The sequence below is a fragment of the Vreelandella profundi genome (genome assembly GCF_019722725.1).
Classification (GTDB): domain Bacteria; phylum Pseudomonadota; class Gammaproteobacteria; order Pseudomonadales; family Halomonadaceae; genus Vreelandella; species Vreelandella profundi.
Genome location: NZ_CP077941.1, coordinates 3,599,307 through 3,624,705, shown reverse-complemented (window position 1 = coordinate 3,624,705; position 25,399 = coordinate 3,599,307). Strand labels below are relative to the sequence as shown.

24 protein-coding genes are annotated in these 25,399 nt (G+C 52.0%); 22 read left to right on the top strand and 2 right to left on the bottom strand.

What is annotated here, in order from left to right; translation table 11 throughout:
- Positions 1-81 precede the first annotated feature (81 nt).
- From KUO20_RS16640 to mgtE, 17 genes are all read left to right on the top strand, one after another.
- Positions 82-858 carry a transporter substrate-binding domain-containing protein gene (locus tag KUO20_RS16640; protein WP_235040901.1) on the top strand — a complete coding sequence of 259 codons (777 nt, stop codon included), beginning with the start codon at positions 82-84 and terminating at the stop codon, positions 856-858.
- 115 nt (positions 859-973) lie between these two features.
- Positions 974-1,645, top strand: a complete 672-nt coding sequence (locus KUO20_RS16635; protein WP_235040900.1) for an amino acid ABC transporter permease — start codon at positions 974-976, stop codon at positions 1,643-1,645.
- A gap of 11 nt (positions 1,646-1,656) precedes the next feature.
- Positions 1,657-2,427, top strand: a complete 771-nt coding sequence (locus KUO20_RS16630) for an amino acid ABC transporter ATP-binding protein (protein WP_273543210.1) — start codon at positions 1,657-1,659, stop codon at positions 2,425-2,427.
- Between the two features lie 592 nt (positions 2,428-3,019).
- Complete coding sequence (mnmG, locus tag KUO20_RS16625) at positions 3,020-4,924, top strand: tRNA uridine-5-carboxymethylaminomethyl(34) synthesis enzyme MnmG (RefSeq protein WP_235040899.1); 1,905 nt, start codon at positions 3,020-3,022, stop codon at positions 4,922-4,924.
- Positions 4,921-5,586 carry a 16S rRNA (guanine(527)-N(7))-methyltransferase RsmG gene (gene rsmG, locus KUO20_RS16620; RefSeq protein ID WP_235040898.1) on the top strand — a complete coding sequence of 222 codons (666 nt, stop codon included), beginning with the start codon at positions 4,921-4,923 and terminating at the stop codon, positions 5,584-5,586. Before mnmG ends, rsmG begins: the two co-directional genes overlap by 4 nt.
- Entirely contained in the window at positions 5,587-6,354 is a 768-nt protein-coding gene (locus KUO20_RS16615) for a ParA family protein (RefSeq protein WP_235040897.1), read from the top strand. It abuts the gene before it with no gap.
- Between the two features lie 48 nt (positions 6,355-6,402).
- Positions 6,403-7,332: a ParB/RepB/Spo0J family partition protein gene (locus KUO20_RS16610; protein ID WP_235040896.1), complete on the top strand. Its 930-nt coding sequence runs from the start codon at positions 6,403-6,405 to the stop codon at positions 7,330-7,332.
- Between the two features lie 239 nt (positions 7,333-7,571).
- Positions 7,572-7,964, top strand: a complete 393-nt coding sequence (locus KUO20_RS16605) for an ATP synthase subunit I (protein ID WP_235040895.1) — start codon at positions 7,572-7,574, stop codon at positions 7,962-7,964.
- 32 nt (positions 7,965-7,996) lie between these two features.
- Positions 7,997-8,824 (top strand): F0F1 ATP synthase subunit A, encoded by an 828-nt coding sequence (atpB, locus tag KUO20_RS16600; protein ID WP_235040894.1) that lies wholly within the window; start codon positions 7,997-7,999, stop codon positions 8,822-8,824.
- A gap of 76 nt (positions 8,825-8,900) precedes the next feature.
- The gene (gene atpE / locus KUO20_RS16595; protein WP_096276749.1) at positions 8,901-9,128 is read left to right on the top strand and encodes a F0F1 ATP synthase subunit C; all 228 of its coding nucleotides are present in this window, start codon (positions 8,901-8,903) and stop codon (positions 9,126-9,128) included.
- A gap of 76 nt (positions 9,129-9,204) precedes the next feature.
- Positions 9,205-9,675 carry a F0F1 ATP synthase subunit B gene (locus KUO20_RS16590; protein WP_235040893.1) on the top strand — a complete coding sequence of 157 codons (471 nt, stop codon included), beginning with the start codon at positions 9,205-9,207 and terminating at the stop codon, positions 9,673-9,675.
- Positions 9,676-9,686: 11 nt separating this feature from the next.
- Entirely contained in the window at positions 9,687-10,223 is a 537-nt protein-coding gene (locus KUO20_RS16585; RefSeq protein ID WP_235040892.1) for a F0F1 ATP synthase subunit delta, read from the top strand.
- 16 nt (positions 10,224-10,239) lie between these two features.
- Positions 10,240-11,784 (top strand): F0F1 ATP synthase subunit alpha, encoded by a 1,545-nt coding sequence (atpA, locus tag KUO20_RS16580; protein ID WP_235040891.1) that lies wholly within the window; start codon positions 10,240-10,242, stop codon positions 11,782-11,784.
- A 67-nt stretch (positions 11,785-11,851) separates the two neighbouring features.
- On the top strand, positions 11,852-12,739 hold the full coding sequence (gene atpG / locus KUO20_RS16575; RefSeq protein WP_235040890.1) for a F0F1 ATP synthase subunit gamma: 888 nt from the start codon (positions 11,852-11,854) through the stop codon (positions 12,737-12,739).
- 76 nt (positions 12,740-12,815) lie between these two features.
- A complete protein-coding gene (gene atpD, locus KUO20_RS16570) occupies positions 12,816-14,195 on the top strand; it encodes a F0F1 ATP synthase subunit beta (RefSeq protein ID WP_235040889.1) in 1,380 nt (459 codons plus the stop codon).
- A 24-nt stretch (positions 14,196-14,219) separates the two neighbouring features.
- A complete protein-coding gene (locus tag KUO20_RS16565; protein WP_235040888.1) occupies positions 14,220-14,648 on the top strand; it encodes a F0F1 ATP synthase subunit epsilon in 429 nt (142 codons plus the stop codon).
- Between the two features lie 161 nt (positions 14,649-14,809).
- Positions 14,810-16,192 carry a magnesium transporter gene (gene mgtE / locus KUO20_RS16560; protein ID WP_235040887.1) on the top strand — a complete coding sequence of 461 codons (1,383 nt, stop codon included), beginning with the start codon at positions 14,810-14,812 and terminating at the stop codon, positions 16,190-16,192.
- Positions 16,193-16,212: 20 nt separating this feature from the next.
- On the opposite strand, the gene KUO20_RS16555 is transcribed toward mgtE, so the two are convergent.
- A complete protein-coding gene (locus KUO20_RS16555) occupies positions 16,213-17,406 on the bottom strand; it encodes a cation diffusion facilitator family transporter (RefSeq protein ID WP_235040886.1) in 1,194 nt (397 codons plus the stop codon).
- Positions 17,407-17,623: 217 nt separating this feature from the next.
- Here KUO20_RS16555 and KUO20_RS16550 point away from each other — a divergent pair, with 217 nt between their 5' ends.
- The 5 genes from KUO20_RS16550 (at position 17,624) to nhaD (ending at position 24,605) form a co-directional block, all read left to right on the top strand.
- Positions 17,624-18,424, top strand: a complete 801-nt coding sequence (locus KUO20_RS16550) for an undecaprenyl-diphosphate phosphatase (protein WP_235040885.1) — start codon at positions 17,624-17,626, stop codon at positions 18,422-18,424.
- A gap of 119 nt (positions 18,425-18,543) precedes the next feature.
- A complete protein-coding gene (locus tag KUO20_RS16545; protein ID WP_235042512.1) occupies positions 18,544-19,623 on the top strand; it encodes an FAD:protein FMN transferase in 1,080 nt (359 codons plus the stop codon).
- 1 nt (position 19,624) lies between these two features.
- Positions 19,625-21,001: a bifunctional UDP-N-acetylglucosamine diphosphorylase/glucosamine-1-phosphate N-acetyltransferase GlmU gene (glmU, locus tag KUO20_RS16540; protein WP_235040884.1), complete on the top strand. Its 1,377-nt coding sequence runs from the start codon at positions 19,625-19,627 to the stop codon at positions 20,999-21,001.
- Positions 21,002-21,138: 137 nt separating this feature from the next.
- Positions 21,139-22,980 (top strand): glutamine--fructose-6-phosphate transaminase (isomerizing), encoded by a 1,842-nt coding sequence (gene glmS, locus KUO20_RS16535; RefSeq protein WP_235040883.1) that lies wholly within the window; start codon positions 21,139-21,141, stop codon positions 22,978-22,980.
- Positions 22,981-23,138: 158 nt separating this feature from the next.
- Complete coding sequence (nhaD, locus tag KUO20_RS16530) at positions 23,139-24,605, top strand: sodium:proton antiporter NhaD (RefSeq protein ID WP_235040882.1); 1,467 nt, start codon at positions 23,139-23,141, stop codon at positions 24,603-24,605.
- Positions 24,606-24,798: 193 nt separating this feature from the next.
- Here the strand turns inward: nhaD and KUO20_RS16525 are convergent, their stop codons facing one another.
- On the bottom strand, positions 24,799-25,398 hold the full coding sequence (locus tag KUO20_RS16525) for a CBS domain-containing protein (RefSeq protein WP_235040881.1): 600 nt from the start codon (positions 25,396-25,398) through the stop codon (positions 24,799-24,801).
- Position 25,399 lies beyond the last annotated feature (1 nt).

The following is a 25,399-nucleotide window of genomic DNA, read 5'->3' as shown; positions in this document are numbered from 1 at the left end:
CAATAACGGCCTTAAGGCTTTTTTCAAACGACAAAAACGTTTGAAAAGCCACGATAGGTCACATAAAACACGGGGAAACTTATGAAAGTAGCGCTACCACTCAGTCTCACTAAAACAACGCTTGTGCTAGCCCTTGGATTAGCCGGCACTACGGCTGCCATGGCTGAATTACCGAAGGTAAACGTAGCGACTGATCCAAGCTTTGTCCCTTTTGAAATGTTGGATCAAGAAACCGGTGAAATGGTCGGTTTCGATATGGACATCATCAACGAAGTGGCTGAGCGTGCAGGCTTTGAAGTTAATCTCACCACAATGGAATTTGCTGGCATCATTCCAGCCGTACAAACCGGCAGCCAAGAGATCGCCATTGCCGGTACGACCATTACCGCAGAGCGCGCTGAGATAGTTGACTTCTCAGACCCTTACTACGATTCCGGTCTACAAATTATTGTTCGCGCTGACAACGACGATGTACAAAGCATCGAAGACCTCGCCGGACTGCCTATCGCTACACGGATCGGTTCCACCAGCTACGACTTCCTACAGGCTGAGCTAGGGGAAGATGCCGACATCACCCCTTTCCCGGCAATGAGCGATATGTATATGGCGCTATTAGGCCGTAACGTCGATGCGGTGTTCTACGATGCGCCTAACGTTGCCTACTTCTCACAAACCCGCGGTGAAGGGCGCACTAAGGTCGTTGGCCCGCTGTACGAAGGTCAGCAATACGGCATCGTTTTTCATAAAGGCAGCGAATGGGTAGAACCTTCCAATGAAGCGCTCGCCGCGATGAAAGAAGACGGTACCTACGATGAAATTTATCAAAAGTGGTTTGGTGAAGCGCCTAGCGAAGAGTGAGATTAAAGACTCGCTAACCGCATAGCATCATTACAGGGCCGGGTGGCCATAGCCCCCGGCCCTGCTGCGTTTCTCAAGTGTTTTTTCTCATCTTTATTGTTTCAGGAGTCTACGCGTGGACGTCAATTTTCAGTTTGATTGGTCGGCAGCGTTTGGATCTATTCCTTACCTGCTACCTGGCATTCCCTGGACGTTACTTATTTCATTTGGCGGCCTGGCATTTGGTTTTTTTATCGGCATTTTCTTTGGCCTGCTGCGGCTTAGCCGCCTGCGCTGGCTACGCTGGCCGGCTATTTTTTACGTTGAGGTGTTTCGGGGTACGCCTATTCTTGTCCAAGTACTGTTCATTTTTTATGGCTTACCTCAGCTGTTGGGTAGCCCTATTAATGCGCTCGTCGCGGGTATTGCTGCGATTGCCGTTAACTCTGGCGCCTATATTTCTGAGATTGTCCGCGGTGGCGTTCAATCGATTGAGCGTGGCCAGCGGGAAGCGTCGCTATCACTCGGCCTTTCCCGTACCCAGGCATTTCGCTATGTGATTTGGCCCCAGGCTTTTCGCCGGATGATTCCATCACTGGGTAATCAGGGCATTATCAGTATTAAAGACACCTCACTGTTTTCAGTGATTGGCGTTGGCGAGCTGGTACGTCAGGGACAAATCTACATTTCCACCACGTTCACCGCCCTTGAGGTCTACTTCATGGTCGCACTGATGTATTTAGCGATCACCTGGACCCTTTCAATCTTACTACGCCAGCTTGAGCGTAGAGGTCTGGCCGGACAATAAGGACACGCGCAATGAGCGAGACATTGAACAACACAACGCAGCCAATTGTACGTATGCAGAAGCTCAATAAACATTTTGGCAGCCTGCACGTACTCAACAACATTGATCTCGACATTATTCCTGGTGAAGTGGTCGTGATTATCGGTGCCAGCGGCTCAGGTAAGTCGACTCTGATTCGCTGTATCAACGGCCTTGAGGAATTTCAGGCAGGCAGCCTTATGGTTGATAGCAACGAACTTCTGCCGAATGGAAAAAGCACTAAAGCGTTACAAACCATTCGTACTGAAGTCGGTATGGTCTTTCAGCAATTCAATCTATTTCCCCACCTCAGCGTACAAGACAACGTTACGTTAGCACCGATGAAAGTACGCGGCGCTAGCCGCGCTGATGCTGTCAGCAGTGCCAAACGTCTGCTAGACCGTGTGGGTATCGCTGATCAGGCCGAGAAGTACCCAAGCCAGCTCTCTGGCGGCCAACAGCAACGTGTCGCACTGGCACGCGCTTTGGCAATGGAACCGCGCCTGATGCTGTTTGACGAGCCTACATCGGCACTTGATCCCGAAATGATTGGTGAGGTACTGGACGCTATGCGCGAACTCGCCAAAGAAGGGATGACGATGGTAATCGTCACTCATGAAATGGGCTTTGCCCGTGAAGTCGCCGATCGCGTTATTTTTATCCATAAAGGTGAAATTGCTGAGCAGGGAGCGCCTGAAAAACTGTTTGATACGCCACAAAATGAGCGCACCCAATCCTTCCTTGCACGGGTACTAAAACACTAGATCGACCCTACTTTTTCAGCGCTGATTTGACATTAATGGTGACTTAAACGCGCGTTAAATTGCTTTTTTTACCGGCCTGTCCTCGTGACAGGCTTTTTTTTGCCTGTGGATAAAGTTTTTTTACTTTTATCCACTTCGCGTCTATAGGGCCTGCCATAGGGATCTATTAGCATTTGTTAACAGGCATGCTCTGGATGTTCACAGGTGCGGTAACAACCCAGGTATAGGACGGTGGATAAGGCGTGTAGAATTGATGCTGTGGATAAAGGGGTATTTCATCCACAGGAGTAGCACCGCTTCTGCCCAGGCAATACGCTGTTCAAACATGTAGAAGTCAACAATGTAACCTAATGAAAGATAAATGGATTAATTGCTTATGCACAGAAATTGTCCACACTAATAGTTATTACATTTACAGAACTTCTCTTATCTTATCTTTATATTGTTATTAATAAAGACTGCTCAATTTGAGTGGGTGTGGAAAAACCTGACGGTTACCCACAGGGGGTTTATACTTGCCGGCGTATTGAACTAGGGTGCATAAGCACTGGCTCACATCATCCGTGCCCAATGGCACAAGACGAGGTGTCTCTTGAATTATCCCGACCGCTTTGACGTGATTGTCATCGGCGGTGGCCATGCGGGAACTGAAGCCGCACTGGCCTCTGCTCGTATGGGCTGTCAGACCCTGCTGCTCACTCACAACATCGAAACACTGGGCCAAATGTCGTGTAATCCTGCGATTGGCGGCATTGGCAAAAGCCATTTGGTGAAAGAAATCGATGCGATGGGCGGCGCTATGGGGCTTGCCACGGATTTAGGTGGCATCCAGTTTCGTGTGCTGAATTCACGCAAAGGGCCTGCCGTTAGAGCTACTCGGGCTCAGGCAGACCGTGTCCGCTACAAGGCGGCTATTCGCGGAATGTTGGAAAACCAACCGAATTTGACGCTTTTCCAGCAGGCGGCCGGTGATTTAATCGTCGAAAATGACACCGTACGTGGCGTTGTGACCGAAACAGGTATTCGTTTTCATGCTCAAAGCGTTGTGCTGTGTACCGGGACATTTTTGGGTGGTGTGATTCATATTGGCTTGGATCAAAGCAAGGGCGGCCGGGCAGGTGATCCGCCTTCCAACGCTCTCGCCGAGCGATTAAGGGCGTTGCCGTTTCGGGTTGATCGTTTAAAAACAGGCACCCCGCCGCGCATTAATGCTAAAACGGTTGATTTTTCACAGATGGAAGAACAGCCAGGCGATACACCAACGCCGGTGATGTCCTATCTGGGGTCGCGGGAAATGCACCCTCAGCAAGTGAGCTGTCACATTGCTCACACCAACCAGCAGACTCACGATCTGATTCTGGCTAACCTTGATCGATCACCCATGTATTCTGGCGTGATTGAAGGCGTTGGCCCGCGCTACTGCCCATCGATTGAAGATAAAGTCCATCGGTTTGCCGACAAGTCGAGCCATCAAGTGTTTATCGAGCCCGAAGGCCTGGACACTCACGAGCTGTATCCCAATGGAATCTCGACCTCGCTGCCCTTTGACGTGCAGATTCAAGTTGTGCGCTCTATCAAAGGCTTGGAAAACGCACACATCACGCGGCCTGGTTACGCCATTGAGTATGATTTCTTTGATCCACGCGATTTAAAACACTCGCTGGAAACTAAATTTATCCACAGCCTGTTCTTCGCTGGCCAGATCAACGGCACGACGGGCTATGAAGAAGCCGGTGCCCAGGGGTTACTCGCCGGTTTGAACGCCGCACGCCGCGCGCAAGAGTTAGATGCTTGGTACCCTCGCCGCGACGAAGCTTATCTGGGCGTACTGGTTGATGACTTGATCACGATGGGCACCAAAGAGCCCTATCGCATGTTTACCTCGCGAGCGGAATATCGCTTACTGCTGCGAGAAGACAACGCTGATTTGCGCCTCACCGCAGCAGGCCGTGAGCTTGGTTTGGTTAATGACACCCGCTGGGCGGCGTTTAGTCAAAAGCGTGAAGCAATCGAGCAAGAAAACGCACGACTTAAAACCATTTGGATTCAACCGGGAAGTTTGGCTGCTGAGAAAGTGGCTGAAAAAACCGGCGCGCCGCTATCACGAGAATACTGCTTAAGCGATTTGCTTAAACGCCCTGAACTCAACTACAGCGACTTGGCCCATTTGCCCGGCCTCGAAGACACGCTTGTCACTGATGAAACGGTTGCTGAACAGGTACAGATTCAAGCCAAATATCAAGGCTATATCCATCGACAGCAGGATGAGATAGACAAGCTAAAACGTCATGAAGCAACGCCTTTGCCCGCTGAGTTGGATTATTTAAAGATAGAAGGCTTATCTAACGAAATCCGCCAAAAGCTCGCTGACGCTAGGCCAGAAACGTTGGCCCATGCGGCGCGTATTTCGGGCGTTACCCCAGCGGCTGTTTCAATTTTGCTGGTGCATCTGAAAAAACGCCGACTGGTAGCGGCTGCCGACGTGGTAAACGAATGAGTTCGCTAACGGTGTTACTAAAAAGTTTACCCGTAAGCGTTGCGCAACGTTTAGATAAAGGCCTTCACCTACTGGCGATTAACGTCAGTCAACATCAGCGTGAACAGCTGCTAGGCTTTCTCGCGCTGTTGCACAAGTGGAACCGGGCTTATAACCTCACGGCGGTGCGCGATTTAGATGAAATGGTGTCGCGCCACGTGCTGGATAGCGCAGTGGTATTGCCCTATGTGCAAGGGCCGCGTTTACTCGACGTTGGCGCAGGCCCTGGATTACCTGGAATAGTGTTGGCTATTTTGAATCCTGAGCTAGACGTCACGCTGCTAGACAGCAACGGTAAAAAAGTGCGCTTTCAACGCCAAGCGGTCATGGAACTAGGGTTAAAAAACGTAACACCTGTCCAAGCCCGCGTTGAACAGTTCGAAGCAGCTGCGTTTGATCAGATAATCTCGAGGGCGTTTGCTAGTCTCGTTGATTTTGTCACGCTCACGCGTGAACTGCCGGCCGTTAATGGCCAATGGTTAGCTATGAAAGGTCCGGGGGCGGATGATGAACTGCGCGACCTGCCCCAGGGTATTCAATTACACGCGCGTCATCTGCTGGAAGTACCCTTTGAAGCGGCCCAGCGGCAGCTGTTGATTCTGACCCCAGAAGGAGTTGAGTAAGTGAGCCAGATCATTGCCCTGACCAACCAAAAAGGCGGCGTGGGCAAGACCACCTCGGCCGTTAATCTGGCGGCGAGTCTTGCAGCGCTTGACCGTCGCGTGCTGTTGGTGGATCTTGATCCGCAAGGTCATGCCAGCATGGGTAGCGGCATCGACAAATACGAGCTTGATAAAAGTGTTCTGGATGTCCTACTGGGCGACGCTACCGCGGCTGAAACGATTGTCAAAAAGTTGCCAGTTAAGTACGACGTTCTACCGGGTAACGGCGATCTAACCGCCGCTGAAGTAGAATTATTAGATCGTGAGCAAAGTGAAAGCTGCCTAACAACGGCCTTAGCATCGGTAGCGGATGAATACGATGTGGTGCTGATCGACTGCCCGCCCTCGTTGAATATGCTAACCGTCAATGCGTTAACGGCTTCTAATAGCGTGCTTATCCCTTTGCAGTGCGAATTTTACGCGCTTGAAGGGCTATCAGCACTGCTGGATACCGTTGAGCAAATCAAGCAAAACGTTAATCCTGATTTAGCCATTGCGGGAATTTTGCGCACTATGTACGACAAGCGCACTAGCTTAACCCGCGAAGTCGATAAGCAGCTGCGCGATTACTTTGGTGATATGTTGTTTAAAACCACCATACCCCGCAACGTTAAAGTCGCCGAAGCACCGAGCCATGGTCTACCGGTCACGCAATACGCCCGGTTTTCACGGGGGAGCCAGGCCTATCGTGTGCTGGCAAAAGAGATGATCCGTCGTCTTTCACTTTAAACAATACGCGCTGTAGTTATAGCTATCGTTATAAATGAGGGAAAGCGAATGACGCGTAAACGCGCGCTAGGACGTGGCCTGGATGCCCTGATTGGTGCTGGAGCTCGTCGTCGTGACAGCCTAGAACTTGCCGGTAGCGGCACGCCGCTTGAGCTTACGGATACAGCGCTTAGCGCCGCGGCTGATGAAGTCGTTGAAGATCGCCTTGAGCGTTTGCCATTAGCTCAGTTAACGCGAGGAAAATATCAGCCGCGTCGCGATATTCAGCCTGAAGCGTTAGAAGAGCTGGCCGATTCTATTCGTACCCAAGGCGTTATGCAGCCGATTGTCGTACGCCCCATCGGCGTAGATCGCTATGAAATTATTGCCGGTGAACGTCGCTGGCGCGCCTCTCAGCTGGCTGAACTGGACGTTATTCCCGCGGTTATTCGCGACGTCAGCGACGAAGTCGCACTGGCGCTGGCGTTAATTGAAAACATTCAGCGTGAAAATCTCAACGCCATTGAAGAAGCCATGGCGCTTAAACGTCTGGGCGAAGAATTTGAGCTTACCCAGCAGCAAATTGCCGATGCCGTGGGTAAATCACGCACCCAGGTGGCTAATCTGCTGCGTTTATTGGCATTAGACCCCGAAGTACAAACGCTGCTTGAGCGCGGTGACCTTGATATGGGCCATGCACGCGCCTTGCTGACGCTAAGCAGTGCGCAGCAGCGGCAAGTCGCCCACGAAGTGGTCAATAACGACATGACCGTGCGCGCAACTGAAGCGCTGGTGAAGAAAGTTCAAACAAGCCAAGCCACTCTTCAAACGCCTAGTCGCACAGCTAAGCAACCCGATGTAGCCAAGCTTGAAACGCATTTAGGCGAATTACTCGGTGCGGCGGTTTCCATTGATCATGGTCAAAAGGGCAAGGGTAAGCTGACTATTCGCTATACCAGCCTTGAAGAATTAGACGGTATTTTAATGCATATTAAATAGCAGGCTACGCAATATTGCCTAAGAAGGGGGCATGTTTTAACCATTTGGTCGAAAATCGACCCTTAAACGGTCAAAATCGACGCTACTCGGTTGAAGGTGTGATAGCGCTTCCCTATAATCGCGCAAGATTTGTGCAGGTTGTCTGTGTTTGTCGAAGAATATGCTCTTTGCAGCCAGCCGATTTTTATTAAAGAGCTGGGTATTTGTCCAGAGCTATGCAGAAAACCATGCAGAGAGCTATGCAGCGATACGAAACCCAGCGACGCAGAACCTATATTGTTCGCCTGACCATCACACAATTAATTATTACCTTAATCGGGATGATGGCTGGCTATTTTTTGGCACAAACGCCCGGGGCGCTATCGGTATTATTAGGCGCCTTAGTGGCCTTACTGCCGCACGCTTTCTTCATAAAGCGGATGGGGGTTTTGAGATCTAATCGGCCCTCGCAGGCAGCGATGCGCCTATTTCGTGCCGAAGCAGGTAAGTTTGGTTTGACGGTGGCACTGTTTGTTGCAGTGTTCGTAGCAGCGCCCCCCTCAAACCCCGCTTTCTTTTTTTATGCTTATGTGGCGGTTGTTCTAACGCATTGGTTCACGCCTTGGTTAATGCCAAAAAACGCTAATGCCTAGAAAATCGCACAACTGATTGAGGTGACATGTCCATGGCCGCAGGAAACGAAGTCTCTACGACTTACTATATCCAGCACCACTTGCAGAACCTGACCTTTGGTAATCATCCCGAAAACGGTTGGTCGCTGGCGCATACGGCGGAAGAAGCAAGTGAAATGGGCTTTTGGGCCATTCACTTAGACACTATGGGCTGGTCAATTGCCATGGGTCTGCTGTTTATCTTCATTTTCCGCAAAGCCGGTAAAATGGCCACGACGGGTGTGCCTACGGGTTTGCAAAATGCCGTTGAAATGGTGGTTGAGTTTGTCGAGGACATGATCAGAGGAACATTTAAAGGTCATAACCCGATCATCGCACCGCTAGCGTTGACGCTGTTTGTGTGGATTCTGTTTATGAATACACTCAAAATTATACCGGTTGACTACTTGCCAGTGCTGTTTAGTAAGCTTGGCGTGGACTACATGAAAGTTGTTCCGACTACCGATGTAAACGCCACCTTAGGGCTGGCACTGGGCGTGTTCGGGCTAATTCTCTACTACAGCTTTAAGGTCAAAGGCGTCGGTGGTTTTGCCAAAGAGCTGTCACTGACACCGTTTAATCACTGGGCACTGATTCCCTTTAACCTGCTACTCGAAATTGTTGCGTTGCTGGTTAAGCCGTTCAGTTTGGCAATGCGTTTGTTCGGCAACATGTTCGCCGGTGAAGTTATCTTTATTTTGATTGCCATGCTGCCGTTCTGGGCTATTTGGGTGCTGGATGTGCCATGGGCCATTTTCCATATTTTGATCGTTGTACTTCAAGCGTTCATCTTTACCGTTTTATCCGTGGTGTATCTCAGCGCTGCACACGAACATCACTAATCCGAGCAATGCTTGCAACACATTAACCCTTAACCTCAACCCTCGACCTTTAACTTGAAAAACTAGGAGCATTACCATGGAACTTATCTACATTGCTGCTGCCATCATGATTGGTATGGGCGCACTAGGTACCGGCATTGGCTTCGCTATTTTGGGCGGCAAGCTGTTGGAATCTACTGCACGTCAGCCTGAACTAGGCGACCAGCTGCAAACCAAAACCTTCCTAATGGCAGGCCTGTTAGACGCCGTTCCGATGATCGGTGTTGGTATCGCAATGTACCTGATCTTCGTTGTTGCCGGTTAATGACAGCTCAGCCGAGCGCTAACCGCTCGGTTTTGTTTCACACCGGTCGCCACGAACTTGTCAGAGGTACATCCCTGTGAATATCAACATGACGCTAATCGGGCAGACGATCGCCTTCGCGATCTTTGTCTGGTTTTGCACAAAGTATGTGTGGCCTCCGATCAGCAATGCGCTTCACGAGCGTCAGAAAAAAATTGCTGATGGCTTAGATGCAGCTAGCCGTGCTAACCGCGACCTTGAGCTTGCTCAAGAGCGGGCAGAACAGATGCTGCGCGAAAGCAAGGAGCAAGCTTCTCAGATTCTTGAGCAGACCAATAAGCGCTCTGCCCAGATGATTGAAGAAGCCCGCGAACAGGCACGCGCCGAAGGCGAACGCCTAGTAGCGAGTGCACGATCCGAAATTGAGCAAGAAGTGAATCGCGCTAAAGATGAACTTCGTGCCCAGGTTTCTTATCTCGCCGTATTGGGTGCCGAGCGTGTTCTTGAAGCGTCGGTCGACGAACAAGCCCATCGCAAGTTACTCGATGAGCTTGCTGCTGAACTGTAAGGAGGTGAATCATGGCGGAATTACTGACCGTCGCTCGTCCTTACGCTAAGGCAGCGTTTGAATACGCGCGTGATCATGAGGCGCTTGATAGCTGGTCACAAGCGCTGAGTTTTTTAAGCTTTGCGGTAGCCGACGACGTTGTTCGCCATCGTTTAAGCAGTCCAAAATTAGATAGCGACCAAAAAGTGTCGCTGCTGATCAAGCTGATTCCAGAGCAACAGGATGAAGCTTTACAGCGTTTTTTGGCTGTTTTAGCAGACCAAGGTCGTTTAATGGCGCTGAAGTCAATCGCTGATCAGTTCGAGCACCTGCGTGCTGAACACGAACAGCGTGTTGAAGTAAACGTCACGTCTGCTTACACGTTAGATAGCGAGCAACAAACGAAGCTAGCGAACGCGCTTAAGAAACGTCTAAATCGCGAAATCTCTATTACTACTCAGGTGGACAAGTCGCTTATCGGCGGTGTCATCCTGCGTGCTGGCGACACCGTCATTGACGGGTCAGTGCGTGGTCGATTGAACCGCCTTAATGACGCGCTAACCGCTTGAGTCTGAGGGACATGGCATGCAGCAACTGAATCCTTCCGAGATCAGCGACATCATCAAGCAGCGAATTGAGAAGCTTGACGTCGCATCCGAAGCCCATAACCAGGGCACCATCGTCACTGTTTCCGACGGTATCGTGAAAATTCACGGCCTCGAAGACGCGATGTTCGGTGAAATGATTGAATTCCCCAACGCCATCTTTGGCATGGTACTTAACCTGGAGCGTGACTCCGTAGGTGCCGTAATATTGGGTGACTACCTGCAGCTTGAAGAGGGCATGACCGCCAAGTGTACCGGTCGTATTCTCGAAGTGCCGGTAGGCCCTGAGCTGATTGGTCGTGTTGTCGATGCGCTGGGTAACCCCATCGATGGCAAAGGCGACATTAACGCCAAAATGACGGATGCCGTTGAAAAAGTGGCGCCAGGCGTTATCACTCGTCAGTCTGTTGATGAGCCGATTCAAACCGGTCTTAAATCAATCGATGCCATGGTACCGATCGGCCGTGGTCAGCGTGAGCTGATCATCGGTGACCGTCAGATTGGTAAGTCTGCCATTGCCATTGATGCGATCATCAACCAAAAAGGCAAGGGCGTGACCTGCGTCTACGTCGCCATTGGTCAGAAGCAATCGACTATTGCCAACGTTGTGCGCAAGCTCGAAGAGCATGGCGCGATGGAACACACTATCGTTGTGGCCGCCGGCGCTGCCGACCCGGCTCCGATGCAGTTCCTGGCGCCTTACTCTGGCTGCACCATGGGCGAATACTTCCGCGATCGCGGCGAGAACTCGCTGATTGTGTATGACGATCTTTCTAAGCAGGCCGTCGCTTACCGTCAGGTATCGCTGCTGCTGCGTCGTCCGCCTGGCCGTGAAGCTTATCCCGGTGACGTATTCTATCTCCACTCGCGTCTGCTAGAGCGTGCTGCACGCGTTAATGCCGACTACGTTGAGAAGTTCACCAACGGTGAAGTGAAAGGCAAAACCGGTTCTTTGACCGCGCTGCCTATCATCGAAACCCAGGGCGGTGACGTTTCTGCGTTCGTTCCGACCAACGTGATTTCAATCACCGATGGTCAGATCTTCCTGGAAACCAATCTGTTTAACTCCGGTATTCGTCCGGCGATTAACGCAGGTCTGTCGGTTTCTCGTGTAGGTGGTTCGGCACAAACGAAAATCATCAAGAAGCTTGGCGGTAGCGTGCGTTTGGCGTTGGCGCAGTACCGTGAACTGGCGGCGTTCTCGCAGTTTGCCTCTGACCTTGATGAAGCCACGCGTAAGCAGCTTGAACACGGTCAACGTGTCACCGAGCTGATGAAGCAGAACCAGTACTCGCCGATGTCGGTAGCAGAAATGGCGCTCTCGCTGTATGCCGCCAACGAAGGTTATCTGGACGATGTTGAAGTAAGCAAAGTGTTGGACTTCGAGCGTGCGTTGCACGACTACATGAAGTCTGAGCACGCTGATCTACTCGACAAGATCAACCAGACCGGCGACTACAACGGTGAGATTCAAGACAGCTTGAAGTCGGGTCTCGAGAAGTTCAAGGCGACTCAGAGCTGGTAATGTCTGGCCCGCCCGTCAGGGCGGGTTTGCATGCTTTCTGAGAGCCACGAACGAAAGGTAGATCGCTATGGCAGCTGCAAAAGAGATACGCACCCAGATCGGGAGCATTAAAAATACGCAGAAGATCACCAGCGCCATGGAAATGGTGGCTGCATCGAAAATGCGTAAAGCGCAAGATCTGATGAGAGCTAGTCAGCCTTACGCTAGGCAGATCCGTAATGTGGTTGGCCACATTGCCGACGCGAACCCCGAATACCGGCACGACTATATGGTCGAGCGTAGCGAGGTTAAGCGCGTTGGTTATATCGTGGTATCCACGGATCGCGGTCTGTGCGGTGGCTTGAACCACAATCTTTTCAAAGCGCTTCTGAAAGAAGCCGCAGGTTGGAAAAAGCAGGGTGCTGAGCAAGATTTTTGCGCCCTTGGCGCCAAAGCCAGCACCTTTTTCCGCAACTACGGCGGTAATTTGGTAGCAGCGAAGAGCGGATTAGGGGAAAACCCGACCGTTGAAGGGTTGATCGGCAGTATTAAGGTCATGCTCGAAGCGTACGATGAAGGACGCCTTGACCGGCTGTATGTGGTGCACAATGAATTTGTGAATACCATGACGCAAAAGCCGGTTGTTCGTCAGCTTCTTCCGCTGTCATCCGATATGGGTGCAGACGCTGAGCAAGACAATGAAAACGCCCGTCCCGGAAGCTGGGACTACCTGTATGAACCGGATGCCAAGGCGTTGCTTGATAGCCTATTGGTTCGTTTCATCGAATCGCAGGTGTATCAGGCGGTAGTGGAAAACGGCGCTTGTGAACAGGCGGCCCGGATGATCGCTATGAAAAGTGCCACTGACAACGCAGGCGACCTGATCGACGATTTGGAGATGGTTTATAACAAGGCCCGCCAGGCCGCCATCACGCAGGAAATTTCTGAGATCGTCGGCGGCGCTGCTGCCGTATAACGCCTAGGGAGCACATTCTTATTATGAAGGCTCCCGGCAGACAGGTTTCATTTGCAGGTTTTAGAGAGGAACCAAGATGAGCGGACGTATCGTACAAATCATCGGCGCGGTGATTGACGTAGAGTTTCCGCGGGACTCTGTGCCCAAGGTCTACGACGCGCTAAAGGTCTCCGATGTTGAGACCATCCTCGAAGTCCAGCAGCAGCTGGGCGACGGTGTGGTGCGCACCATTGCTATGGGCTCCACCGAGGGCTTGAAGCGTGGTATGGAAACGACCAGCACAGGTGCCGCGATTTCCGTACCGGTAGGTAAGGAGACGCTGGGCCGTATTATGAACGTACTTGGCGAGCCGATTGACGAAGCGGGACCGATCGGCGAACAAGAGCGTATGCCTATCCACCGCAAGCCGCCGACCTATGCCGAGCAGGCCGCCTCCGGCGAGCTGTTGGAAACCGGTATCAAGGTTATCGACTTGGTTTGCCCCTTTGCGAAAGGCGGTAAAGTGGGTCTGTTCGGCGGTGCCGGTGTTGGTAAAACCGTTAACATGATGGAGCTTATCCGCAACATCGCCACCGAACACAGCGGCTACTCTGTTTTTGCCGGTGTGGGTGAGCGTACGCGTGAGGGTAACGACTTCTATCACGAAATGACTGAATCCAACGTTATCGATAAGGTATCGCTGGTTTACGGTCAGATGAACGAGCCGCCGGGAAACCGTTTGCGCGTGGCGTTGACCGGTTTGACCATCGCAGAGAAATTCCGTGATGAAGGCCGTGACGTTCTGCTGTTCGTCGATAACATCTATCGCTACACCCTAGCCGGTACCGAAGTATCTGCATTGCTGGGCCGTATGCCGTCAGCGGTAGGTTATCAGCCAACCTTGGCCGAAGAGATGGGCGTTCTTCAGGAGCGTATCACCTCGACCAAGACCGGTTCGATCACCTCCGTCCAGGCCGTCTATGTGCCTGCCGACGACATGACCGACCCGTCGCCGGCCACGACGTTCTCTCACCTGGATGCCACGGTATCGCTGTCGCGTTCAATCGCCGAGTTGGGCATCTACCCGGCCATTGATCCGCTGGATTCCACATCACGACAGCTAGATCCGCTGGTAGTGGGTGAAGAGCACTATTCAATTGCTCGCGGTGTGCAGAACGTTCTTCAGCGCTACAAAGAGCTTAAGGATATTATTGCTATTCTGGGTATGGATGAGCTTTCTGACGAAGACAAGCTGGCCGTATCTCGGGCGCGTAAAATCCAGCGTTTCTTGTCGCAGCCGTTCTTCGTGGCCGAGGTGTTCACCGGTTCACCAGGTAAGTATGTCTCTCTGAAAGACACGATTAGTGGCTTCAAGGGCATTCTTGCAGGCGAATACGACGATATGCCGGAACAGGCCTTCTACATGGTCGGTTCAATCGACGAAGCTGTCGAGAAAGCCAACCAGATGAAGAAGTAATCCCGTCCATTAGGGGGATTCGCTATGGCGAATAGCTTTACTTGCAATATCGTCAGCGCTGAAGCATCTATCTTCTCAGGTACTGTTGAGCAGGTGATTGCTTCCGGGATGTTGGGTGACCTGGGCATTTTGCCGGGTCACGCCCCGTTGCTGACCGAGCTTCAGCCGGGTCCGGTTCGCGTGATCCACGACGGTGGCAAGGAAGAGAACTTCTTTGTCTCGGGTGGCTTCATGGAAGTCCAGCCGGATGTGGTGACGATTCTGGCCGACGCGGTTTCCCGTGCCAGCGACCTCAATGAGGCCGCTGCTGAAGAAGCGCGTCAGCAGGCCTTAAAAGCCTTTAATGAGAAGTCAACGGAGCTGGATTATACCCGAGCTGCCGCTGAACTTGCCGAAGCCACTGCTCAGCTGCGTACCATTCAGCAGCTACGTAAAAAGGCGGGCAAAGGCTAATAACCGCGCGCTTGTCGTGTGAACAACGTCTCTTAAACCTGCAGGTCAGGGTTTAAGGGGCGTTTTTTTTGGCTGCCAGTACGACGAGTTAGTGCGATCGATTAATATGGTGGCCTAGGTCGGCAGCACGATGCTTGTCAGCGTGAAGGGGAGAACGAACTATGGCACTGAATGAAGAAAGCCTGCAGGCATTAAAAGCTGAACTACTCGATGAGCTGGCCAAGGACGTGCCTAGCAAATCTGTCTTGATGTTACGGTTGGCCGAAATCCGCTCAGCGGATATCGGTGAAGTGCTTGAAGAGATGATTGAAGACGATGAAGAGCTCTCGGCAGCGCTTTTTTTGTTGAATATTCTTTCTGCCGAGCGGGCGGCCAACGTGCTGGGCTATTTGCCCGGTGAAAGCCAGCTTGAAGTCGTTGGAGAGCTGGATGACAGCCAGGTACTCAAGCTATTAGAAGAAATGGGCTCGGACGAACGTGCCGACCTGTTTAATTTGCTGGACGATGACCGACGCGAAGCGCTTTTGCGCAGCATGGCGCATCAAGAGCGTGAAGATCTGAAGCGGCTCGCAAGCTACGAAGAAGGCACCGCAGGCGCCATCATGACCTCTGACTATGTCGCCATAGCCAGTGGCATGACGGTGTCGCAAGCCCTGATGCGCGTCCGCCAAACGGCCCCTGATGCTGAGACGGTGTATCAGCTGTATATCCTGGATAGCGATGGGCAACTAATAGGCACCATGTCGCTGCGCCAACTGATGGTGGCGCGCCCCGGCGCCATTGTGGATGACATCATGATCAAAGATGTCATCAGCACGCGGGTTGATAATGCTCAGGAAGATGTCGCGCGTATCGTGGCGAAGTACGACCTTTTAGCTCTACCGGTGATCGATGCCGATGACCGCATGGTGGGAATTGTGACCCACGATGACGCTATGGACGTAGCGGAATCTGAGGCCACCGAGGATTTCCATAAAGGGATGTCGATTGGCCAGCTTGAAGACGGCGTGAGCCGTGTGCCGCTGTGGAGCCTTTATCGCAAGCGCGTATTTTGGCTAGTACTGCTGGTGTTTGCCAACCTATTTTCCGGCGCGGGCATTGCCTATTTTGAAGATATTATTGCGACACAGGTGGCGCTGGTGTTCTTCTTACCCCTGCTGATTGGTAGTGGCGGTAATGCGGGCGCTCAGGCCGCCACGCTGATGGTGCGCGGGATGGCAACGGGTGATATCGGTGTGAAAGACTGGAGTAAAATGCTTGGACGAGAGCTGCTGGTCGCCGGCGCGCTAGGACTGACCATGGCCATCGCGGTCACTCCCATTGGTATTTTCCGAGGTGGCGAAGCCGTTGCCATGGTGGTGGCACTTAGCATGGTGACCATTGTGCTGTTTGGCAGCCTGATAGGCATGTGCCTACCTTTTGTGCTTGAGCGCTTTAAAGTCGACCCCGCCACCGCCTCGGCACCGCTGGTGACGACCTTGATTGATGCCACCGGCGTGTTGATCTATTTCACGATTGCGACGGCTATTCTCTCTGCCGCTTAAGGTAAATGACGCGTTAACGGCTAACGCATTGAGCTACTGGCAGCGCGAGTAATGAACATCACCTCAACATGCCCTAACCATTCAATGTCGCTGGCCAGTGATTTTAACTGGCTAGCGAGACATTGCGGGGGCTGGTTAACCGCATCATCAATAATCAACGATACCGAGACTTTGTCGTCTAGGTAATGCAGCTGCAGTTCGTTTAGCGTTCGCCACACCGGATGTTTGTACCAGCGCTTATTAAGCGCGTCCTCTACTTCCGGGCGCAGCGGTAGCCCGGGTAGGCGGCTTGGATCGCCGGCACCTGCATCGTCTTCTGGGTCAACGTGGAAAATCACGTCGGTCAGTGCTGGAAATTCATGGCGCAGGCGGCGGCTGACTTCGTTGCCAATTTCATGGGCTTCCGAAACGGTAATTTTAGGGCCTACCACGACATGTAGATCGACCATTACCCAACCGGCTGATTGGCGGGTTCGCAAATCATGCACGCTATCTACCCCAGGAATGCTGCAGGCGACGTCATGCATTTGATTTTGCACATCCAACGGTAGCGCCGTATCAACCAGTTCGCGTGCGGATTCCCACAATAAGTCCAAACCCACTTTGCCGACCAATAAACCAACAATGATGGCTGCCACGGCATCTAGCCAGCCCAAACCAAACTGGGCACCCACCAATGCGACTAATACGACGGCGGTAGATAAGGCGTCGCTACGGGAATGCCAGGCGTTGGCTTCCAATAATCTAGACTTAACGCGTTTAGCAACGCGCATGGTGTAGCGAAAAATCCACTCTTTGCTGAACAGTGCGATGACCGTAATAACAATGGCCAGCAGCCCCGGTGCGTTGACCTCAGCACCGCTAAACAAGCGGGCTAGGCTCGACCAGGCAATACCGCCAGCCACGAAAATCAACACGCTGCCTAGTAGTAGCGTGGTGAGTGTTTCGATCCGGCCATGGCCATAATGGTGATCTTTATCAGGCTCTTGACGACCATAATGAATAGCCGCCAGCACGAATCCATCCGTGACTAAATCAGACAGCGAATGAATACCGTCAGCGATCAGTGCCGCGGAACCCACCATAAAGCCGATCGTCACTTTGACGATGCTCAACAGCGCATCCAGCCACGCACCAATATAGGTGACGCGCTTAGCCTCTTGGCTTTGTTGCTTGTGGTCTTGAACCACTGGCGTTTCGATGGTCTGAGTCATGGGTACCTTGCAAGGACGCAGGCTTTCAATTGGCGACTATTGTAGCGTACTCCTCATGATCCTCTATAGCATCCACTGCTTCCAAGCCATGAAGCAGCGTTATTGAGTGTCTGAGCTAATGAATATCAGCAAAGGCAATGGCGGACAAAGAATTAGCGTATGTGTATCCTTATGCGACATTGCAACCCATCAAATTGATGTAGACACAGGATTATTTATGGATTGGCTCCAGGTGTTGGTGTTAGCGGTTGTGCAAGGAATTTCCGAATTTTTACCCGTTTCAAGCTCTGCTCACCTGATTTTGGTGCCTGTGCTGACCGAATGGCAAGACCAAGGCCTAGCCTTCGATGTTGCGCTGCACTTAGGTAGCCTCTCCGCGGTCATTATTTATTTCCGCCAGGAAATAGGGCAAATGATCACCAGCAGCCTGGCGGCCCTCCGCGGTAAAGGCATCAATGAGGACGCGCGGCTTGCCTTCTGGGTAACAATAGCAACGATCCCCGTGGGATTAGTGGGTTTACTGCTGCACGATGCTATTTCTGGCTATATGCGCTCTACGTTAATCATTGGCATCAGTTTAATTAGTTTCGGTCTATTGTTGGGTTATGCCGACTGGCGTAAGCGCGGAACACGAAGCGAGTATCAGCTGCGCTTAAAGGATGTATTGATTATCGGTGGCGCCCAGGCGCTGGCGTTAATTCCGGGCACCTCGCGCTCGGGCATTACTATTACGGCAGCGCTGATGGTGGGAATGAGCCGCGAAGGAGCCGCGCGCTTTTCTTTTTTACTATCGATCCCCGTGATTGTGCTGGCCGGCGGTTTAGAAGCCGTTGGGCTATTTAAATCACCGCAGTCCATTGATTGGGTAGCGATGCTGGCGGGCACTCTGATATCAGGGCTAAGCGCCTATTTGTGTATTCATTATTTCTTAGTCGTTATTAAAAAATTAGGGATGCAGCCGTTTGTGGTTTATCGGGTACTGTTCGGCGCTTGGCTGCTGTGGTTCTTTCATTTTTAAGAACGTCTCTTTTAAGGCTTTATAGCTAGGACAAAGCAACGATGAAAAGGTCTGATGAGAAAAAGTGTGTTGAACGCACGATCAGTTGGGGACGCGGGCTGATAGTGTTAGGCGCATTGATGAGTGCCCTGTTGGTATTGTCAGGCTGTTCAGAAAATGACCGGCCACTGGAGCCGCCCGTACGCTATGAGGGAAACATTTTTGGCACCTTTTATCAGGTGACCATTATGGATCCTCTCACGCAAGGCCAGTCGCGTGAGTTAGAAGAAGGGTTTTTGGCAGAGCTAGAAAGCGTTGATCATGCGATGTCGACCTATCGAGATGATTCAGAGCTTATTGCCTTCAACGAGGCGCCGTTGGACGAATGGCAGCCGCTCTCTAATGAGCTGATTGAAGTGTTGGCCATTAGTCAATCGGTGGCCGAAGCAAGCCAGGGGGCGTTTGATATTACCGTGGGTGACCTGGTGAACTTATGGAGCTTTGGCCCTGGCGCACGACCTGAGCAAATCCCTTCCGATGAAGCATTAGCCGAACAGCTCGCCCAGGTGGGCTTTGATGCCATCGAGACGGATACCCAAAATATGCAGGCGCGCCGCACCCGCGATGTGTTTGTCGACCTTTCCGGCGTTGCCAAAGGCCATGCGACCGATCGAGTGGCCGCCTATCTAGACCAGCAGAATATCAATCATTATTTGGTGAACTTAGGCGGGGATCTGATTGCCCGCGGCCTGCGTGATGAAAACGAGCAAACGCCGTGGCGCATTGGCATTGAAGTGCCTGAAGATGGTGAGCAGCGGGCTCAGCATATTCTTCCGTTAGAAAGCATGTCCGTGGCGACGTCAGGCGATTATCGCAACTATTTTGACGTTGACGGTGAGCGTTTTTCCCACACCATTGATCCACGCACAGGGCGCCCGGTGACTCACCAGCTCGCTTCTGTGTCTGTTTTTCACCCTTCCAACGCTTGGGCGGATGCCTGGGCGACCGCGCTGTTAGTGGTGGGGGAAGAAGACGCAATGCAGATGGCGCTCGACAACAATCTTAAAATTTTAATGCTTATTCATGATGGTGATGCATGGCGCAGCGTCGCCAGCCCTGAATTTGTTAACTATTTTGGCGAAACATTGATAGGTGAGCTGGGCATTGAGCAGTTACCGGCCCCGGCAACCACCACCGTTCCCCCCGTAGCAGGTGAATAACATGCAAGAACTGGATATTGTCATTCTCGCAGCGGGTAAAGGCACGCGCATGCGGTCACATACCCCTAAAGTGCTGCATACGTTGGCCGGTAAGCCAATGGTGCAGCACGTGCTGGATTCAGCCTTTGCGTTGAATCCAGACCGTACTCATGTGGTCATTGGCCATGGCGCCGACAAACTGCGCGAAGCGCTGGCAGAAAGCCCCGTGCACTTTGCGGTTCAGGCCGAGCAGAAGGGCACAGGTCACGCTGTCGCTCAAGCGCTTGAGCAGCTAGGTAACGGCAACGTATTAATTCTTTATGGTGACGTGCCGCTGTTGCAGCGTGAATCATTGAGCGAGCTGTTAGCCCACGTGGATGAACAGCACATGGGGCTGCTGACGGTGACGCTGGATGACCCTAGCGGCTACGGGCGAATTGTGCGTAACGCCGCAGGCGACGCAGTGGCGATTGTTGAGCAAAAAGATGCCAACAGCGCTCAGCTCGCGATTAACGAATGCAATACCGGCATCATGGCGATGACGAGCGCTCAGCTAAAGCGCTGGTTGCCGCAGCTTTCTGCGGAAAACGCGCAGGGTGAGTACTATCTTACCGACGTGATTGCGATGGCGGCGGATGAAGGGATTAAGGTGTGTACTGCCCAACCTGCCACCGCTGTGGAAGTTGAAGGCGTCAACAATCGGGCGCAAATGGCGCGCTTGGAGCGCGCCTACCAACACCAGGTGGCTGATCAATTAATGGCCCAAGGCGTAGCGCTTGCTGACCCCTCACGTCTAGATATACGCGGGAGTTTGACCTGCGGACACGATGTGTTTATCGATGTGGGCTGCGTGTTTGAAGGTGACGTAGAGTTAGGTGAAGGCGTGCGTATTGGCCCTTACTGCGTGATCAAAAACAGCACCATTGGTGCAGAAAGCGTTGTCGATACTCACAGCGTTATAGAAGGCACCGTGGCGGCAGGCCTTAATCAGATAGGCCCGTTCGCACGCCTACGCCCCGGCACGCGGCTGTCAGCGAAAGCCAAAGTAGGCAATTTTGTTGAAACCAAAAATGCCGATGTGGGTGAAGGCAGTAAGATTAATCACTTAAGCTACGTAGGCGATGCGCGTTTAGGGCGCGATGTGAATGTGGGAGCCGGTACGATTACCTGTAACTACGACGGTGCTAACAAACATCACACAGACATTGGTGATAACGCTTTTATTGGTTCTAACAGCTCTCTGGTGGCGCCGGTCACGATAGGCAAAGGAGCAACCATAGGGGCAGGGTCAACTATTGCAAAAGACGTCACCGAGTACGCGCTGGCGGTAACGCGGAGCCGTCAGGTAGAAAAGAATGAATGGCAACGGCCCAGCAAGGTTATAAAGCCCAGTTTATAAAGCTTAACTCATAACGTTAACGTTTTAGAAAACAGTGCCAACAATCATTAAAAGGCCGGATTTATATTCCAATACCGCTGATTTACCGTTTTGCTTGTCGATTAATTAGCATGGGTGAATAGCTCAGGAGATTGATTATGTGTGGCATTGTTGCCGCCGTTGCCCAGCGCAACGTTCAAGAAATTTTATTAGAAGGGCTAAAACGCCTGGAGTATCGCGGCTACGATTCGGCCGGTATGACGGTGTTTAATGATGGCGCGTTGACTCGCCACAGAGCACTCGGAAAAGTAGCGGCTCTTGCCGCGCGCTTGGATACCGCCGCACTGCCGGGCTTTTCAGGTATCGCGCATACTCGCTGGGCAACCCATGGAAAACCCTCTGAAGCCAATGCGCATCCGCATCATAGCGACTCCCTGGTGCATGAAAACCAGGTTGCGGTAGTGCACAACGGTATTATTGAAAACTATGAACATATAAAAGATAATCTGCAGCGCAGTGGCTATACGTTCAGCTCAGAAACTGATACCGAAGTGATCGCTCACTTACTTTCTGAAAAGTTGGTCGATGGGCTATCGCTGTTTGACGCCACGCAGCAGATTGTTAACGGACTAGGCGGCGCCTACGCACTCGGCGTTATGTGTGCGGCAGAACCTGGCGTGGTTGTTGGCGCTCGCCAGGGCAGTCCGCTGGTCATTGGTGTAGGCATTGATGAGGCTTTCTTAGCCTCTGACCCGCTAGCGCTATTACCGGTCACGGACCGCTTTATCTACCTTGAAGAGGGTGATTTGGTTGAGCTGCGCTCGCAGGGCAGCATTCGCATTGTTGATCGTCATGGTAATGACGTTGAGCGCCCGATTCATACCTTCGAGCACGGCGATGGCGCTGCCAGCAAAGGCGAATATCGTCACTACATGCTGAAAGAAATTTTTGAGCAGCCAAAGGTTATCGAGGCGGCACTAGAAGGGCGGCTGAGCGACCAGAGCGTGTTAGTGGAGAGTTTTGGCCCCGATGCGCAGGCGCTTTTTAAACAGACGCGCCAAGTACATATCATTGCCTGCGGTACGAGCTATCACGCAGGCTTAGTAGCGCGTTATTGGCTTGAACGCTACGCCGGTGTGCCGGTTCAGGTAGAAGTTGCCTCTGAGTATCGCTACCGTCACCCCGTAGTACCTGACAATACGCTGTTTGTGACGCTTTCCCAGTCGGGTGAAACCGCCGATACGCTCGCCGCCTTGCGCTTTGCTAAAACGCTTGGCTATGTTGGCACGTTGGCCATTTGCAACGTACCGGGAAGCTCGCTGGTGCGAGAGTCTGACCTTACCTTGATGACTCGCGCAGGCCCTGAAATTGGCGTTGCTTCCACCAAGGCCTTTACCACCCAGCTAATCGGATTAATGCTGTTAACGCTGTCAGTAAGTAAAGCCAAGGGGCAGGCTGAATACCCGGATATTATCGCCGCGTTGAAAGCCTTGCCTGAGGTGTGTCAGCAAGTACTGGGATTGGACAGCAAAATTGAAACGCTTTCCCAGGCGTTTGCTGAAAAACAGCATGCGCTGTTCTTGGGGCGCGGCGCGCATTACCCAATCGCCTTGGAAGGCGCGCTGAAGCTCAAAGAAATTTCCTATATTCACGCTGAAGCCTATCCCGCGGGTGAGCTGAAACACGGCCCGTTGGCGCTGGTGGATAGCGAAATGCCGGTTATTTCGGTAGCGCCAAACGATGACCTGCTTGAAAAGCTGAAATCCAACCTTCAGGAAGTCCGTGCCCGCGGTGGTCAGCTATTTGTATTTGCCGATGAGGGCGTGGGTATCGATGCCCAGGAAGATATTCGCGTATTGACCTTGCCACAGGTGCACGAAGCGCTGGCGCCGCTACTGTATACCCTGCCGCTACAGCTATTGAGCTATCACGTGGCTGTTCTTAAAGGTACCGACGTTGACCAGCCGCGCAACTTGGCAAAAAGCGTCACGGTGGAATAACAATTGCGGCTAACGCCGTGTGTTTGTGAATGAATAAAAAACGCTTTACAGCATGCGGCAATATGTCGCATGTTGTGCGCAGCCGTTGCGTTGCAGCATGTCGTTAGTGTGCTTATTATCGTGGCGGTCTTTCTCCTCTCTGCTGGGATCACATCGCCATGAAATCACCAAACGTCCTCGCAACTCGGCTTTATGCTAGCCGAGGCGCTTGGCTGTTGCTCGCCTGCACTCTTCTGCTCTTTCCTTCTCTTTCTTATGCTGCCGCCGGATCGCTTAATCTTACGGCTTCGATTGCCGGTATCTCTTCTGTCCTGATCTTCGTGCTCGCTTATGCGTTGGTGATGAGTGAAGAGCTACTGCATATGCGCAAGTCTAAGCCTGTGCTGGTCGCTGCTGGCCTTATTTGGGCGATAGTCGCCTGGGTCTATGTTCAAGCGGGTATGCCGGAAGAAGCGGAAACGGCCTTCCGTGAAACGCTGCTTGAATACACCGAGCTGCTTTTGTTTTTGCTAGTCGCGATGACCTATATCAATGCCATGGAAGAGCGACGTATTTTTGATGCGCTGCGTTCTTGGCTAGTGCGCAAAGGTTTCAGCTATCGCAGCTTATTCTGGATCACCGGGGTAATGGCGTTTGGTATTTCAGCCATTGCCAACAATATGACCACGGCGATGTTGATGTGCGCAGTGGTACTGAAAGTAGCCGAGGGTGATAATAAATTTATCAGCCTTTGCTGTGTGAACGTAGTGGTAGCTTCCAATGCCGGCGGTGCCTTTAGTCCGTTTGGCGATATCACTACGCTGATGGTGTGGCAGGCAGGTCAAGTACCGTTCGGCGGCTTTTTCGTGCTGTTGGTTCCTGCGCTGGTCAATTTCTTAGTACCTGCCGCCATTATGAATTTCTTTATTGTAAATCGTCAGCCCGCAGCGCTAAAAGAGAACGTTTGGCTCAAGCGAGGCTCACGGCGGATTATCGTGCTGTTTTTAATTACCGTCGCGATTTCGGTGCTGTGCCACTCTGTTCTGCACCTACCGCCCGCCATGGGCATGATGTTTGGTCTGGGTCTTTTGCAGTTCTTTGGCTATTACCTGCGACGCAGCCTGCCGCGTTCGCTTGAGCGCAAGCGTGAGCGCTATTCTCGACGGGGCGATTGGAAGAAGCTGGAACAGCTCGGTAGCGTGGTTCCCTTCGATATTTTCAGCCGTATCGCGCGCTCCGAGTGGGATACGCTGCTGTTCTTCTACGGCGTGGTTATGTGCGTAGGTGGTCTTGGCTTTATGGGCTACCTCAGCCTGCTTTCCGAAACGCTCTACGGCAGTTGGAACCCGGTATGGGCTAACGTGGTATTAGGGCTTATCTCGGCGGTAGTGGATAACATACCGGTTATGTTTGCGGTGCTTTCGATGGCCCCGGATATGACGGAAGGCAACTGGCTGTTGATCACGCTGACCGCCGGTGTCGGGGGCAGCTTGCTGTCTATGGGCTCTGCGGCCGGTGTGGCGCTTATGGGCCAGGCGCGAGGTATTTATACCTTTGCTGGCCACTTGCGCTGGATGCCGGCCATTTTACTGGGCTATATCGGCAGTATTGCGGCGCATCTATGGATTAATGCCTCGATGTTCTAAACCATTAAGGCTCTAAGATTTTAAACCGTATTAGACGGGCCCGAAAAGCTAAAATGCCCCTCATTGATAACTCAATGAGGGGCATTTTTATGAAAGTAACTTTATGAGCGTAACTTAGGGCACTTAACCCAGCACAACCCGTGTAAAAGAGTGAAATAAGCGTTATGGGTTACGCCTCAAAAGAGATCAATATTTACAGATCGTGACCGGTGATAACTTGGCAAATTTCGGCAAAACTCTTTGCCATAGGAACCGGATTAATATCTTTACCCACGGCGTTCTGTATATCGCTTGCCGAGATAAGGCCGCGAATTCTCAGTTCTTGGTTATCGTTGAGCTCAGTAATCAATAGATGCTGATCGGTAAAGCTCTCCATCGATAGTACTAAGTCTTCAATCGTCAATGAGCCCAGCTGTGAAACGGGCATGGCGCTGAGTTTTTGCCACGGTGTCATGATCATTTCAGCCGTGACTTCCTCGCGATTGAGATTGCGCTGCTGCATCGCAAGATTAATCCGCCGAGAGCCAATCACTTCTTTTGAAGTAATAACGCCAATACAGTGCGCGCTTTTGTCCATCACGAACAGTAGACGTATGCCACCGTGGCGCATTTTTAGATGAGCATCGTCTATTGGGGTGTCTGCATCGACGGACTGAGGCATTAGCTGAGAAAAATCAGTCAGCACGGTCATCGCAGGGCTAGTGGGTAATAGCCGCTTGGGTGCAGGCATTGCCAATATTGGTGTGGTGCTTAATTGGGTCAATGGCTTAGGTGAATATGCTACTTGGTTCATT